Genomic DNA, 13,623 nt, shown 5'->3' on the forward strand with positions numbered 1-13,623 from the left:
TCGGCCTGGCGTACGGCATCCACGTGATCGTCACCACCCCGAGCTGGCTGGAGGTGCCGCTGTCGATGCGGGACGGCCTCGGGCTGCGACTCGAACTCAAGCTGCACGACCCGCGGGACAGCAACGTGCGGGTGGTCGGCGCCCTGCGCCGGCCGGCCGACGCCGTCCCGCACGACCAGCCGGGCCGCGGATTGACCATGGCCGCCGAGCATTTCCTGATCGCGTCTCCGGGACTGGACCAGATCTCCACGATCAACCTGCGTTACCCGGACATGGCCGCGCCGCCGGTGCGGTTGCTGCCCACCAACCTGTCGCCCGACGTGGTCGGCGTGCTCTACCCGGGCCCGGAGCAGGTGGTCATCGGCCAGCGCGAAGAGGATCTCGCGGCCGTGACGCTCGACTTCGCCGAGAACCCGCTGTTGATGGTCTTCGGCGACAGCAAGTCGGGTAAGACCACCTTGCTGCGGCACATCATCCGGACCATCCGCGACCACTCGTCCGCCGACCGGGTCGCGTTCACCGTGCTGGATCGCCGCCTGCACCTCGTCGACGAGCCGCTGTTCCCCGACAACGAGTACACCGCCAACGTGGACCGGATCACTCCGGCGATGCTGGCGCTGGCCAACATCATCGAGGCGCGGCGGCCTCCGGCCGGCCTGTCGGCGGCTGAGCTATCCCGCTGGACCTACACGGGCCACACCCACTACCTGATCATCGACGACGTCGACCAGATACCCGATTCGCCGGCGATGACGGGTCCCTACGTCGGGCAGCGGCCGTGGACCCCGCTGATCGGATTGCTGGGCCAGGCAAGCGATTTGGGGCTGCGGGTGGTCGTCACCGGCCGCGCCACCGGATCGGGGCACGCGCTGATGACCAACCCGTTGCTGCGCCGCTTCAACGACCTGCAGGCGACCACGTTGATGCTGGCGGGCAATCCGGCTGACAGCGGAAAGATCCGCGGTCAGCGGTTCGGCCGGCTGCCGGCCGGACGGGCGATTCTGTTGGGCGACAGCGATAGTCCGACGTATGTGCAGTTGGTCAACCCCTTGGTGGGCGAAGGGATCGAGGGGATGGCCCGGTAATGGTTGGTGAAACGCAACAGAAGGGATGTTTGTCATGACGTTGCGAGTGGTTCCCGAGGGCCTGGCCGCGACCAGTGCGGCGGTGGAGGCCTTGACGGCGCGGCTGGCGGCCGCGCATGCCGCTGCGGCTCCGTTGATCACCGCTGTGGTGCCGCCCGCGGCCGACCCGGTCTCGCTGCAGACCGCAGCGGGGTTCAGCGCGCAGGGCCAGGAGCACGCCGTCGTCGCCGCACAGGGTGTGACCGAGCTGGGGCGTGCCGGTGTGGGTGTGGGTGAAGCCGGTGTCAGCTATCTGGCCGGTGACGCCGCGGCCGCCGCTACCTATGGGATTGCGGGCGGCTAAATAGTGACTTCCCCCATCTGGGTTGCTTCGCCGCCGGAGGTGCATTCGGCGTTGCTGAGCGCTGGTCCGGGACCGGGGTCGCTGTTGGCGGCCGCGGGTTCATGGACTTCGCTCAGCACCGAATACGCCTCGGCGGCAGCGGAACTCAGTGGGCTGCTGGGGGCGGTACAAGCGGGGGCGTGGCAGGGACCGAGTGCGGAACAGTACGTGGCCGCACACGCGCCGTACCTGGCGTGGCTGACGCAGGCCAGCACGGACGCCGCGGGGGTGGCGGCCCAGCACGAGACCGCCGCGACGGCGTACACCGCGGCTTTGGCAGCAATGCCGACATTGCCGGAGCTGGCCACCAACCACGTGGTCCACGGCGTCTTGCTCGCGACGAATTTCTTTGGGATCAACACGATTCCGATCGCGGTCAATGAAGCCGACTACGCGCGGATGTGGCTGCAGGCCGCCGCCACGATGGGGTTCTACCAGGCGACCGCGGGCACTGCGCTGGCGTCGGCGCGGCGTGCCATCCCGGCGCCGACCGTGGTCACCCCCGGCGCCGAGGCCACCGCCGCGGCCGACGTGCCGCAGACCGCGGCGCTGGGCCAGGCCACCGATTCGGGTTCTTCACTGGACAACTCGAACATCATCGTCCAGTTGCTGGAGTCCTACGTAAAGTCGCTGCCCGATGGAGACCAGATCTGGAACTTCCTGTCCAATCCGGTCCCGACGATTCAGCAGATCCTTACCGATTTCGCCAACAACCCGTCGGCGGCGCTGGTTATCTGGGGGCCATTGCTTTTCGCGCTCGCGTATCAGGCGTTCTGGCAGCCGGTGGGGTGGACCAGCTGGGCTCTCATGCTCAGTACGCCCATATGGTTGCCTATCACGTTGGCCGCCGCCCTGGGCAATCTGAATCTGGATCTGCCCGATTTCGACGACCTGCCCGACGTCGCACCGGTGCAAGCGACGCCGGTTTCGGGTGGTGGCCAGCAGAGCTGGCCGGCCGCCGGACTGGCCTCGACGGTGGCGGGTCCCGCGGGGGCGCCGGCGTCGGCGACGGCGCCGACCGTTCCGGCGAGTGCGGCACCGGCGGGGGCTCCCTCGGCGGCGAGTTTCATGTACGCGGTCGGCGGAATCGGTGGCTGGGGGCCGAGTCTGGGGCCGACGGTGGGCGGCCGGGGCGGTATCAAAGCACCCGCGGCGACCGTGCCCGCGCCGGCTGCGGCGGTGCCGGCCCGCGCCGAGGCTAGGGCACGACGGCGCCGGCGCGCGTTGATGCACGACCACGGCGATGAGTACCTGGACATGGACTCCGACATCGGCGTGGTCCCCGACTTCGGCCCGCAGGCTTCCGGTCAGGGGGCCGGACCGCTCGGGTTCGCCGGGACCGCGCAAAAGGCGACCGCCCTGCAGGCGGCGGGGTTGATGATGCTGGATGGCGACGAGTTCGGTGGCGGCCCGCGGATGCCGATGGTGCCGGGGACTTGGCAGCCTGACCCGGAAGACCCCAGTGATCCCGGGGCGTCGGCGAAAGGGGGGCCCGACGGTTAGCGAGACGATCCACCAAAACCGGTCATATAACCGAAAAACGAAGGGAGAGAAATCATTATGAGTCTATTGGATGCTCATATTCCACAGTTGGTGGCCGCCGAAACCGAGTTCGGCACCAAGACCGCGTTGATGCGGCACACCATTGGTCAGGCCGAGCAGGCGGCGTTGTCGGCGCAGGCGTTTCACCAGGGCGAGTCCGCTATGGCCTTCCAGGCCGCGCATGCCCGCTTCGTCGAGGTGGCGGCCCGGGTCAACACCTTGCTGGATATCGCGCAAGCGAATCTGGGCGCTGCCGCCGGAACCTATGTGGCCACCGATGCCGCGGCCGCGTCGAGCTACACCGGCATCTGACCGGTCTGTCAATCCAAGAGACCTGAAAGGACATTTTGATGTCGCAGATCATGTACAACTACCCGGCGATGCTGGGCCACGCCGGGGACATGTCGGGCTACGCGGGCACCCTGCAGGGGCTGGGCGCCGACATCGCCAGCGAGCAGGCCACGCTGTCCAACGCGTGGCAGGGCACCACGGGTCTGACCTATCAGGCCTGGCAGGTGCAGTGGAACCAGGCGATGGACGACCTGGTGCGCGCCTACCAGGCGATGGCCGCCACCCACGAATCCAACACCCTGGCCATGATGGCTCGCGACCAGGCCGAAGCCGCCAAATGGGGCGGCTAACACTGCCTGGATGAGCGTCAAACCGAATGCCGTCGAGCTGACGGTCGATAACGCCTGGTTCATCGCGGAAACCATTGGGGCGGGAACCTTCCCATGGGTACTGGCGATCACCTCTCCGTACTGCGATGCCGCGCAGCGGGCAGCGTTTCTCGACCGTCAGCGGGCCGAGCTGACCGGGATGGGTCTGATGTCGCCGGAAGGTGCCATCAACCCTGCGGTCGCCGACTGGATCCGGGTGGTGTGTTTTCCGGATCGGTGGCTCGACCTGCGCTTTCTGGGGCCCGCCCCGGCCGGCAGTGCCGGCGAGCTGTTGCGCGGGGTGGTCGCGCAGCGTGCGCAGGACGGCAAGACCCTGAAGACGGTGGTCGCGCTGCGCAGTGCGCAGTTGATCACCTGCACCGCAATGGATGTGGACGACCCCCTGGCGCTGGTCCCGGTCCTCGGCGTCGGTTTGGCGCAGCGGCCGCCGGCGCGGTTCGACGAGTTCAGCATGCCCACGCGAGTCGGAGCCCGGGCCGACGAGCGGCTGCGCGCGGGCACCCCGCTCGCGGAAGTCCTTGACTACCTGGGTATCCCGGAATCGGCACGACCGGTGGTGGAGTCGGTCTTCTCCGGCCCGCGCAGCTACGTCGAGGTCGTCGCCGGCTGCCGCCGCAACGGTCGGCAATCCACCACCGAGGTCGGGATGAGCATCGTGGACACGACCGCGGGCCGGGTGCTAGTGAGCCCGTCCCGCGCATACGACGGCGAATGGGTCTCGGCCTTCAGCCCAGGTACACCATTTGCGATCGCCGTCGCTATCGAACAACTGACCGCCGGCTTGCCTGACAGCCAATGGTTTACCGGCCAGCGGCTGTCCCGAGATTTCTCCGTCCAATCGTCTTAAGTACACCAGTAGAGAAGAGAACACGATGTCCGAGGAATGGCCCCAACACGTCTCGAGGGCCCGGTGACGTCCGGCGCCGTCATGCCGATCGTCCGCGTCGCGATCCTCGCGGATAGCAGGTTGACGGAGATGGCCCTGCCCGCCGAGCTGCCGCTGCGCGAAATCCTGCCTGCGGTCCAGCGTTTGGTGGTTCCGGTCACCCGCAACGGTGAAGCCGGGGACGACGCCGGGGCGGTATCCCACTTGAGCCTGGCGCCCGTCGGTGGGGCGCCGTTCAGCTTGGATGCCAGCCTGGACACCGTGGGCGTGGTGGACGGCGATCTGCTTGCGTTGCAGCCGGTGCCGATCGGCCCGGCCGCGCCGGGCATCGTCGAGGACATCGCCGACGCCGCGATGATCTTCTCTGCCTCCCGGTTAAAGCCTTGGGGTACAGCGCATATCCAGCGCGGCGCGCTGGCCGCGGCGATCGCGGTGACCCTGCTGGCGACCGGTCTCGCGGTCGCCTACCGGGTGGCGACCGGTGCGCTGGCCGGGCTGCTGGCGGTCAGCGCCATCGCGGCGCTCGTCGCGGTGGCCGGATTGGTCATCAGGACACGTTCGGCGGCGGCGGGGATAGCGCTGTCGATCACCGCGCTGGTGCCGATCGGCGCCGCGCTGGCGCTTTCGGTACCCGGCAAGTTCGGCCCCGCGCAGCTGATGCTGGCCGCTGCCGGCGTCACTGCGTGGTCGCTGATCGTGCTGCTGGTGCCCGGACTCGAACGTGAGCGCGTCGTCGGCTTCTTCACCGCGGCGGCGGTGGTCGGCGCCGGGGTGCTGCTGGCGTCCGGCGCCGAATTGCTTTGGCAGCTGTCGATACTGGCCCTCGGCTGCGGGCTGATCGTGGCGGCCCTGCTGATCACCATCCAGGCGGCCCAGCTTTCGGCGCTATGGGCACGCTTCCCGTTGCCGGCCATCCCGGCACCCGGTGACCCCACGCCGTCGGCGCCGTCGCTGCGGGTGCTCGAGGACTTGCCCCGGCGGGTGCGGGTCAGCGACGCCCATCAGAACGGGTTCATTGCCGCGGCGGTGGTCCTCAGCGTGTTGGGGTCGGTGGCGATCGCGTTGCGCCCAGAGACGTTGAGTGGCGCCGGCTGGTATGTGGTGGGGGCGACCGCGGCGACCGCCGCGCTACGCGCCCGAGTGTGGGATTCGGCCGCGTGCAAAGCCTGGCTGCTGGCTCAGCCCTACCTGGTCGCCGCCGTGCTGTTGGTGTTCTACACCGCGACGGGACGATACGTCGCGGCGTTGGTCGCCGCGCTGGTACTCGGTGCGCTCCTGCTGGCTTGGGTGGTGGTCGCGCTGAACCCGCGCATCGCCTCGCCGGAGAGCTATTCGCTGCCGCTGCGCCGCCTGCTGGGCTTCGCCGCCGCCGGTCTGGACGTCTCGCTGATCCCCGTCATGGCCTACCTGGTCGGTCTGTTCACCTGGGTACTCAATCGATGATGCGAGCCGGATCAGTCCGTCTCACAGCCACTTTGGCGGCTTTGGCGGCGGCCATCGGATTGAGCTGCCCGCCGGCAGCGGCGATCACCAGACCGAAGGTGGACCCGGGTGTGCCGCCCCCGAGTGGAGCCCCGGGACCCGGCCAGCCGATGGAGCAGCGCGGCGTGTGCAGCACCTCCGGAGTCATCCCGGGCACTGATCCGGGCGTTGTGACGCAAAGTCAGACAATGCTGAATCTTGCTGCGGCATGGCAGTTTTCCCGCGGTGACGGTCAGCTGGTGGCGGTGCTCGACACCGGGGTGCGGCCGGGCCCGCGACTGCCGAACGTCACGCCGGGCGGCGACTATGTGGAAACGACCGACGGCCTGACCGACTGCGACGGCCATGGCACCCTGGTCGCCGGAATCATCGCCGGCCAGCCCGCCCCGGCTGGTGAGGACGGTTTCTCGGGGGTCGCGCCCGCGGCTCGGGTGATCTCCGAGCGGGTGACTTCCGCCAACTTCTCGCCGAAGACGCCGGGCGGCGACCCGCTGCTGGCCCGGGCGTCGGCCGACGTCGCGACGCTGGCCCGCGCGATCGTGCATGCCGCCGACCTCGGTGCGCGGGTGATCAACATCTCCGCGACCACCTGCCTGCCCGCCGATCGGCCGATCGACCAGGCCGCGCTCGGCGCCGCGCTGCGGTATGCGGCGGTGGACAAGGACGCGGTGATCGTGGCCGCCGCGGGCAACACCGGGCCGACCGGATCGGTCGCCGGTGGCACGTCGTGTGATTCCAATCCCCTCACCGATCTGGGCCGTCCGGAGGATCAGCGGAACTGGGCGAGCGTCACGTCGGTGTCGATCCCGTCGTGGTGGCAGCAGTACGTGCTGTCGGTGGCCTCGCTGACACCCGAGGGGCAGCCGTCGAAATTCACCATGGCCGGGCCGTGGGTGGGCATGGCGGCGCCCGGCGAGAACATCGTCTCGGTGAGCAACCGCGACGGCGGCGGCCTGGCCAACGGCCTGCCCGACGAACACCAGCAACTGATGGCGCTCAGCGGCACCAGCTACGCGGCCGGCTACGTGTCGGGCGTCGCGGCGCTGGTGCGTAGCAAGTATCCGAGCCTGACCGCAGAGCAGGTGGTGCACCGCATCACCGCGACCGCGCACAACGGTGCCCGGGCACCCTCCAACGTCGTGGGTGCCGGCATCGTCGACTCGGTCGCGGCACTGACCTGGCAGCTGCCCGCCAGCCCGGAAAGCGGACCGAACGGTGCGCCGGCCAAGCCGGTCGCCGCACCGCCCGCACCGGCACCGAAGGACAACACACCGCGGGTCGTCGCGTTCGCGGGGACCGCCGCGCTGGCTCTGGTGGTTGCGGCCGTCGCCGCAACCGCCGCGATCACCGCGCGCCGACGAAAGGATTCCACCTCGTGAGCCGATCGATCGTGTGGCCGGGAACCGGCCGCCTCACGCTGGCGCTGCTGGCCGTGGTGCCCGCGGTGATGGCCTACCCCTGGCGGTCGACCCGCGACTACTGGCTGCTCGGCATCGCTGTCGCGGTGGTGATCGTGTTGTTCAGCTGGTGGCGCGGACTGCATTTGACGACAATCCTGGGCCGCCGCCTGGTGATGATGTTCCGCCGCGGTGAGTCCGCGGCCGAATCAGACAGTGACACAAGCACAACGGCGCTGGTGCGGATCGGGCCGCCGGCCGGCGACTCGGACGTGCTCCCGTTGCCGCTCATCGCCAGGTACCTGGACTGCTACGGCATTCGCGCCGACACCGTCCGAATCACCAGCCGCGGCAACGCATCCGGTCCTCGGGACACATGGATCGGGCTGACCATCGCGGCGGTCGACAACCTGGCGGCGCTGCAGGCGCGCTCGGCGCGGATCCCGCTGCACGAGACCGCCGCGGTAGCGGCCCGCCGGCTCGCCGACCACCTACGCGAAATCGGTTGGGAAGCAAGCACTGTCGCCGACGAAGAGGTGCCGCGTCTGGTCACATCGGTCGGGCGCGAGACGTGGTGCGCGCTGCAGCAGGGCGGCTCGGATTACCTGGCGGCGTACCGGGTCAGCGTGGACGGGGCGCTTACTGAAACGCTGGATGCGATCCGGTCGGATCCGGCGCCCGAAACCTGGACGGCGCTGGAGATCGCCGGGGAACCAACGAATTACACGGTCGCGGTCGCATGCGCGTTCCGCACGCAGGCCCGGCCCGAGGCCGGAGCGCCGCTGCCCGGCCTCACCCCGGAAGGCGGAAACCAGCTGCCGGCGCTGACGGCATTGGACCTGTTGTCCACCCGGCGACTGGACGGGCACACCGCCGCCCCCGCGGACCTGCTGCTGCGGCTGAACTGGCCGACTCCGCCGACGGGCGCCCATCGGGCACCGCTGACCGAGGCCGTAACTCAGGTGATCACTCGAACATGAAGCTGTGCAGGAACGGCGTCATCCGCCGCAGGTAGTCCAGCTGACTGATGTGCATCACGTGGTTGCCGGGGAACCAGTGCAGTCTGCAGCGATCCCAATGCTCCCACAATGTGACGGCATGGTCGGGCGGGGCCATCCGATCGCCGAGACCGGTGATGATCATCCGGCGGTCCTTCGGGATCACCGGCTGATAGTTCAGCGGGCAGTGGTAGGCCATTCCGGCGTCTAACTCGTCGCGGTCGATGCTGGTGAGCCACAGGCCCAGTCGGACCAGTTCGTTGGCCGGGAACCATTCGTCGAACAACTTCGCCGGGCTCACGACGGGGCAGTTGGGGATCACGGCCTCGAGCCGGTCTTCGACGGTGGCAAGCAGCGCGGAGGTGTAGCCGCCCAGCGAAATCCCGGTCAGCGCCACACGTTCCACGCCGGTCTGGCGCAGATAGTCCACGACGGAGCGGAAGTCGTGGACGGCCTGGGCCATCGACTCGGCAAAGCCGCTGAGCCCGCTGGCGAAGTAGCCGAAACCGCTGAAAGGCGAAAGCTTTTCGGCTCGTCGCCCGTGGAACGGCAGCGTGTAGAGCAGCACATCGTAGCCCGACCGGTAATACCACGGCAGCGTGAAGAACAGGCCGTTGAGCAGGTACGACGAACCCATGAAGCCGTGGATCACGGACAGCGTCGGACGTGGTCCGTCGTCATGGCGCCAATGCTGCGCGTGCACGATGTTGTTGGCGCTCAGCCTGCTCCACTGCTTGCGCATCGCGGGGTTGATTGCGCGGAAGCTGCTGTCGAACCAAATATCGTCGACCATGCCGCGGGCGAGCCACTCGGCAACCGGGTTGGCCCGCCGCGACGAGATCCGGGGCATGTCGGTGGGCGCGGGAAACGACTTCGCCGTGTCCTGCTCAGCCGCCAGTTCCGCGTAGAAGGCCAAATTGCCGCGCTCGCTGCCGGGATGACGCATGACGTTGGCGATGACGGCCGGCGCCACCGTCGTGAGCATCGACGCGGCCGCGGTGCGCAACGCGACGTCACCGAGGGCCGACGCGTCGACAACGATGCGCTGGCGCAGCGACAGGGCGGAGCGTGGAGGTAGCCCGTCGGCCCAGGCCGGCACGTCTGCGCCGGCGGCCCCAGAGGCCTCCAAGGCCCCGGACAGATCCGGAACGGCGATGGGCGGATCGATCGTATCTGCGTCGAAGTCCACGGTCGGTTGGCCTTTCTTCCCGGTGAACGCGATGGTAACCCGCCATCGGCGCGGCTGGGCGTTTGCTCAGCGGTGGGCAGGTCATCCCCGAATTCAGTACCCACTCCGGGCGCGCCGGGGAACCATTCGGTAATACGGTTTGTCTATCAGCCGACCAGCGACGGTGTTGATCAGGAGGACCGACATGTGGGATCCCGAGGTGTACCTGGCCTTTGCGGACCATCGCAGCCGCCCGTTCTACGACTTGCTTTCGCGGGTGGGTACCGAGCGGGCCCGGCGGGTGGTCGACCTCGGCTGCGGACCCGGGCACCTGACGAAATACCTGGCCAAGCGCTGGCCCGGCGCGGTGATCGAGGCAATGGACAGCTCGCCGGAGATGGTCGCCGCCGCCCGGGAGCGCGGCATCGACGCCACCACCGGAGACCTGCGCACCTGGAAGCCGAAGCCCGACACCGACGTGGTGGTCAGCAACGCCGCCCTGCATTGGGTGCCTGAACATGTCGAGCTACTGCTTCGGTGGACTCGCGAGCTGGCGCCCGGATCGTGGATCGCCGTGCAGCTCCCAGGCAACTTCGAGACACCGTCGCACGGCGCGGTGCGGGCCCTGGCCCGTCGTGAACCGTACGCAAAGATCATGCGCGACATACCATTTCGAGTCGGCGCGGTGGTCCAGCCACCGGTGCAGTACGCAAACTTGTTGATGGACGCCGGATGCAAGGTCGACGTCTGGGAGACCACCTACCTGCACCAGCTGACCGGCGAGAACCCGGTGTTGGAGTGGATCACCGGAACGGCGCTGGTCCCGGTCCGGGAGCGGCTGGACGACGAGGGCTGGGAGCGTTTCCGTGAGGAGCTCATCCCGTTGCTGGACGACGCCTACCCGGCCCGGTCCGACGGTACGACGATCTTCCCGTTCCGGCGGGTCTTCATCGTGGCCGAGGTTGGTGGCGCGCGCCGTTCAACCGGTTAGCCGCTACTGATTGGTCTGGGTGACCTGCTCGGCGATGCCGCGGTCGTACGCGATCGCCGACCGGCTGCTGACCTTCGCGTGATGGGTCTTCAGATACGTTTCGGTGTAGCGCGACGCGATGCGGGAACCGGCGAAATCCGACGGTATGACGTCGTTGGTACGCCGGCGCCACTCGTGCAGTCGCACGGCCAGATCGGCCGCGATCTCGGCTATCTCCTCTGAGTGTTCGCTGCTGAGCAGGTTGTTGGCCTCGGTGGGATCCGCGCGCAGATCGTACAGTTCCCGCTCGGGACGCGACGCGCTGACTGATGGCGCGACGGCCAGCCCGGACGGGCTTTCCTCGATGTCTCGCGGCAGATCCAGCAGCGGCCGGGGCGCGTAGTTCTCGATGTAGCTGTAGTCCTTGGTCCGAATCGCGCGGATGGGGTCGAACGAGTCGTGATAGGTCTTCATGGTGTACACGTGCTCGCGTGCCGGATCGGTTCGCGTCTCGGGCGCAAGCATGTTGTGCGCGTGCGACACACCCTCGACGTCGGCCGGCACGTGCAGACCCAGCAGCCCCAGCAGCGTCGGGACCAGGTCGACGCCGCTGAACAGGTCGTCGTACACCTTGGGCGCCACCGCCCGGTCGGTGGGCGGGCGGACGATCACCGCGATCCCGGTTCCCGCGTCGTAAAGCGTGGACTTCGCGCGCGGGAACGGCGGACCGTGATCGGTGACGAACACGACCCACGTGCTGGCGTCCAAACCGGTGTCGGCCAGCGTGTCCAGCAGCTGGCCGACGGCCGCGTCGGCGGTGGCGATGGCCCCGTAAAAGTCGGCCACGTCCTGGCGCACCTCGGGGATGTCGGGCAGGTAGTCGGGCAGCTCGACGTTCGCGGAGTCGGCCGGCTCGTAGCGCTCGTGCGGATAGGGGCGGTGGGTTTCGAAGAAACCGGCCGTCAACAGGAACGGTTGCCCGGACAGGGCCGGGCTGCTGTCGCGCAGCCATTCCCGGGCCTTGTCCACCACGTACTCGCAATAGGAGTTCGACACGTCGAATTCGTCAAAGCCCAGCCGCTTCGGGTAGGAAGTCTCGTGCTGCATACCGAAAAGCGCTGAATACCAACCTGATTCGGACAATATCTGGGGAAGGGTGCGGATCCCTGCGCGGTACTCCCAGCCGTGATGGGCCAGCCCGACCAGCCCATTGCTCTGCGGGTAGCGGCCGGTGAAAAGTGAGCCTCGTGACGGTGAGCACAGCGGCGCGGTGGAATGGGCCCGGGTGAACAGGATGCCGTCGGCGGCGAGCCGGTCCAGGCGTGGGCTGGACACGTCCGAGTGGCCGTAGGCGCCGAGATAACGCCCCAGGTCATGCCAATGCACGAGCAGCACATTGTCACGGCCGGCCGTCACGGTGTCGTCCTCCATTCCTTCACCTCGACCGGCGACGATACCTGAGCCGGCTGACACAATGCGCTTATGTTCGCGGTGCTGACCGGTCTGGGATTGCTGGAGTCGCCGGGCTGGCATGACGGGCGACTGTGGGTGTCGGATTGGACGTCCGGGCTGATCCGTGCCGTCGAGCTGCCTGAGCGCGACGCTGACGATGACCAGCCGCGGGTCCAGGTTGTGCTCGAACACCGTTCGCTGCCAATGTGTTTCGATTTTCCTGCCGGACGGGAGCCTGGTGTTGACGAGTGCTGGGCAGGGGCTGCTTCGCCGGTCGCAGGACGGAAGCCTGACCCGGTATGCGGATCTGTCGGCGCTGTCAGCGCAACCCGTGCCCCGACCTTTTAACGACATTGTGATCGACGGGCGCGGAAATACCTACGTCAACAACGTCAACTTCGACTTCGCGGCCGGCCCGCCCGCCGGTGAGCCGGCGCCCGGGTTCGTCGCGCTGGTCGCACCCGACGGCCACGCCCGGGTGGTCGCCGACGATCTGGCGTTTCCCAACGGCATGGCGGTCACCGCGGACAACGCGACGCTCATCGTGGCCGAGTCCTACCGGCACCGGCTGACTGCCTTCGGCATCGGCGCCGACGGTGCGCTGGCCAACCGCCGGGTCTGGGCGGAGATGGGCGCTCACTCGCCCGACGGTATCTGTCTCGACCGCGACGGCGCCGCCTGGTACGCCGACGTGGCGGACAAATGCTGCGTGCGAGTCGGCCAGGGTGGCGAGGTCCTGCAGCGGGTCCAGCTGGATCGCGGCGCATTCGCCTGCATGCTCGGCGGGCCGCAGGGTTGCACGCTGTTCATGGTCGCGGCGCACTGGCCAGGGCCGCAGCACCTGATGAATTACACCGGCTGGGACGGCACCGTGCTGAGCGTTCCCGCGCCCGCCGGCGCTGCCGGATGGCCGGGCTCGGGCTGATCGAACGGAGCCTGGCCCCACCGGTTCTCGGAGACGAATTCCGCCAGCGGCCGTGCGTAGGCCCAGCCGTCCAGCTCCAGCGCGGGTCGGTCGGGAAACTCCGGCACCGGTCCCAGGCACAGGATGGCGATGGGTTCGGCGTCGTCCGGCATGGCCAGCAGGGCCGCCAGCCGTTGCGGATCGAACAGGGACACCCATCCCATGCCGAGTCCTTCGGACCGGGCTGCCAGCCACAGGTTCTGGATTGCGCACGACACCGACGCGAGGTCCATCTGCGGCAGCGTTCGCCGGCCGAAAACGTGCGCGTCGCGGCCGTCGCACAGGGCCACCACGAAAAGCTCGGCGCACTCGCGAACGCCCTCGACCTTGAGCTGCAGAAACTCGTCAGCCCTCGGTCCGAGGGCTTGCGCGGTGAGTGCGCGCTCCTCGTCGACCAGGGCGTGGATGCGTTCCCGCAGCTTCGCGTCGGTGATCCGGATGAAACGCCACGGCTGCATCAGGCCCACGCTGGGCGCGGCATGCGCGGCCCGCAGCAACCGCGCCAGCACCGCCTCGGGCACCGCCTCGCCGGGCACGAACCGGCGCATGTCCCGTCGCTCGGAGATCACCCGGTACACGGCCTGGCGCTCCTGCGGACTGAACGCGTAGTCGGGCAC

Annotated in this window: 13 protein-coding genes and 1 pseudogene; 11 read left to right on the forward strand and 3 right to left on the reverse strand. The window is 68.6% G+C overall.

The annotated features are described in order from the left end of the window. From VML93_RS16690 to eccE, 9 genes and pseudogenes are all read left to right on the forward strand, one after another. Window positions 1-1,123: pseudogene (locus VML93_RS16690) on the forward strand (FtsK/SpoIIIE domain-containing protein); the annotation flags it as partial. Beyond that, window positions 1,120-1,428 carry a PE family protein gene (locus VML93_RS16695; protein WP_325612303.1) on the forward strand — a complete coding sequence of 103 codons (309 nt, stop codon included), beginning with the start codon at window positions 1,120-1,122 and terminating at the stop codon, window positions 1,426-1,428. The pseudogene VML93_RS16690 and the gene VML93_RS16695, both read left to right, overlap by 4 nt. 3 nt (window positions 1,429-1,431) lie before the next feature. Then, window positions 1,432-2,970: a PPE family protein gene (locus VML93_RS16700; RefSeq protein WP_325612304.1), complete on the forward strand. Its 1,539-nt coding sequence runs from the start codon at window positions 1,432-1,434 to the stop codon at window positions 2,968-2,970. Window positions 2,971-3,027: 57 nt separating this feature from the next. After that, window positions 3,028-3,321, forward strand: coding sequence for a type VII secretion protein EsxS (locus VML93_RS16705; RefSeq protein WP_325612306.1), 294 nt, complete (start codon window positions 3,028-3,030; stop codon window positions 3,319-3,321). A gap of 38 nt (window positions 3,322-3,359) precedes the next feature. Beyond that, entirely contained in the window at window positions 3,360-3,650 is a 291-nt protein-coding gene (locus VML93_RS16710) for a WXG100 family type VII secretion target (RefSeq protein WP_325612308.1), read from the forward strand. A 10-nt stretch (window positions 3,651-3,660) separates the two neighbouring features. After that, window positions 3,661-4,536 (forward strand): ESX secretion-associated protein EspG, encoded by an 876-nt coding sequence (locus VML93_RS16715; RefSeq protein WP_325612310.1) that lies wholly within the window; start codon window positions 3,661-3,663, stop codon window positions 4,534-4,536. Between the two features lie 36 nt (window positions 4,537-4,572). Further along, window positions 4,573-6,018, forward strand: a complete 1,446-nt coding sequence (gene eccD, locus VML93_RS16720; RefSeq protein WP_325612311.1) for a type VII secretion integral membrane protein EccD — start codon at window positions 4,573-4,575, stop codon at window positions 6,016-6,018. Further along, window positions 6,015-7,436, forward strand: a complete 1,422-nt coding sequence (gene mycP, locus VML93_RS16725; protein WP_325612313.1) for a type VII secretion-associated serine protease mycosin — start codon at window positions 6,015-6,017, stop codon at window positions 7,434-7,436. The genes eccD and mycP overlap by 4 nt, the downstream gene beginning before the upstream one ends. Further along, a complete protein-coding gene (gene eccE, locus VML93_RS16730; RefSeq protein ID WP_325612314.1) occupies window positions 7,433-8,434 on the forward strand; it encodes a type VII secretion protein EccE in 1,002 nt (333 codons plus the stop codon). Before mycP ends, eccE begins: the two co-directional genes overlap by 4 nt. Here the strand turns inward: eccE and VML93_RS16735 are convergent. Beyond that, window positions 8,421-9,641 (reverse strand): alpha/beta hydrolase family protein, encoded by a 1,221-nt coding sequence (locus VML93_RS16735; protein ID WP_325612316.1) that lies wholly within the window; start codon window positions 9,639-9,641, stop codon window positions 8,421-8,423. The genes eccE and VML93_RS16735 overlap by 14 nt on opposite strands. Window positions 9,642-9,825: 184 nt before the next feature. Between VML93_RS16735 and VML93_RS16740 the strand changes: the two genes are divergently transcribed. Next, the gene (locus tag VML93_RS16740) at window positions 9,826-10,611 is read left to right on the forward strand and encodes a trans-aconitate 2-methyltransferase (RefSeq protein ID WP_325612317.1); all 786 of its coding nucleotides are present in this window, start codon (window positions 9,826-9,828) and stop codon (window positions 10,609-10,611) included. A 3-nt stretch (window positions 10,612-10,614) separates the two neighbouring features. Here the strand turns inward: VML93_RS16740 and VML93_RS16745 are convergent, their stop codons facing one another. Further along, complete coding sequence (locus VML93_RS16745; protein ID WP_325612319.1) at window positions 10,615-12,021, reverse strand: sulfatase; 1,407 nt, start codon at window positions 12,019-12,021, stop codon at window positions 10,615-10,617. 262 nt (window positions 12,022-12,283) lie between these two features. On the opposite strand from VML93_RS16745, the gene VML93_RS16750 reads away from it, so the two are divergent. Next, on the forward strand, window positions 12,284-12,967 hold the full coding sequence (locus VML93_RS16750; protein ID WP_325612321.1) for an SMP-30/gluconolactonase/LRE family protein: 684 nt from the start codon (window positions 12,284-12,286) through the stop codon (window positions 12,965-12,967). On the opposite strand, the gene bluB is transcribed toward VML93_RS16750, so the two are convergent. Beyond that, a complete protein-coding gene (gene bluB / locus VML93_RS16755; protein ID WP_325612322.1) occupies window positions 12,892-13,623 on the reverse strand; it encodes a 5,6-dimethylbenzimidazole synthase in 732 nt (243 codons plus the stop codon). The genes VML93_RS16750 and bluB overlap by 76 nt on opposite strands.

The organism is Mycobacterium sp. (assembly GCF_035499775.1).
GTDB lineage: Bacteria > Actinomycetota > Actinomycetes > Mycobacteriales > Mycobacteriaceae > Mycobacterium.

Bases quoted from the DNA above. Each gene is read 5' to 3' on its own strand.
- VML93_RS16710 (WP_325612308.1), top strand. From the start codon at position 3,360: ATGTCGCAGATCATGTACAACTACCCGGCGATGCTGGGCCACGCCGGG.
- VML93_RS16715 (WP_325612310.1), top strand. From the start codon at position 3,661: ATGAGCGTCAAACCGAATGCCGTCGAGCTGACGGTCGATAACGCCTGG.
- VML93_RS16705 (WP_325612306.1), top strand. From the start codon at position 3,028: ATGAGTCTATTGGATGCTCATATTCCACAGTTGGTGGCCGCCGAAACC.
- eccD (WP_325612311.1), top strand. From the start codon at position 4,573: ATGGCCCCAACACGTCTCGAGGGCCCGGTGACGTCCGGCGCCGTCATG.
- VML93_RS16745 (WP_325612319.1), bottom strand. From the start codon at position 12,021: ATGGAGGACGACACCGTGACGGCCGGCCGTGACAATGTGCTGCTCGTG.
- VML93_RS16695 (WP_325612303.1), top strand. From the start codon at position 1,120: ATGACGTTGCGAGTGGTTCCCGAGGGCCTGGCCGCGACCAGTGCGGCG.
- VML93_RS16740 (WP_325612317.1), top strand. From the start codon at position 9,826: ATGTGGGATCCCGAGGTGTACCTGGCCTTTGCGGACCATCGCAGCCGC.
- mycP (WP_325612313.1), top strand. From the start codon at position 6,015: ATGATGCGAGCCGGATCAGTCCGTCTCACAGCCACTTTGGCGGCTTTG.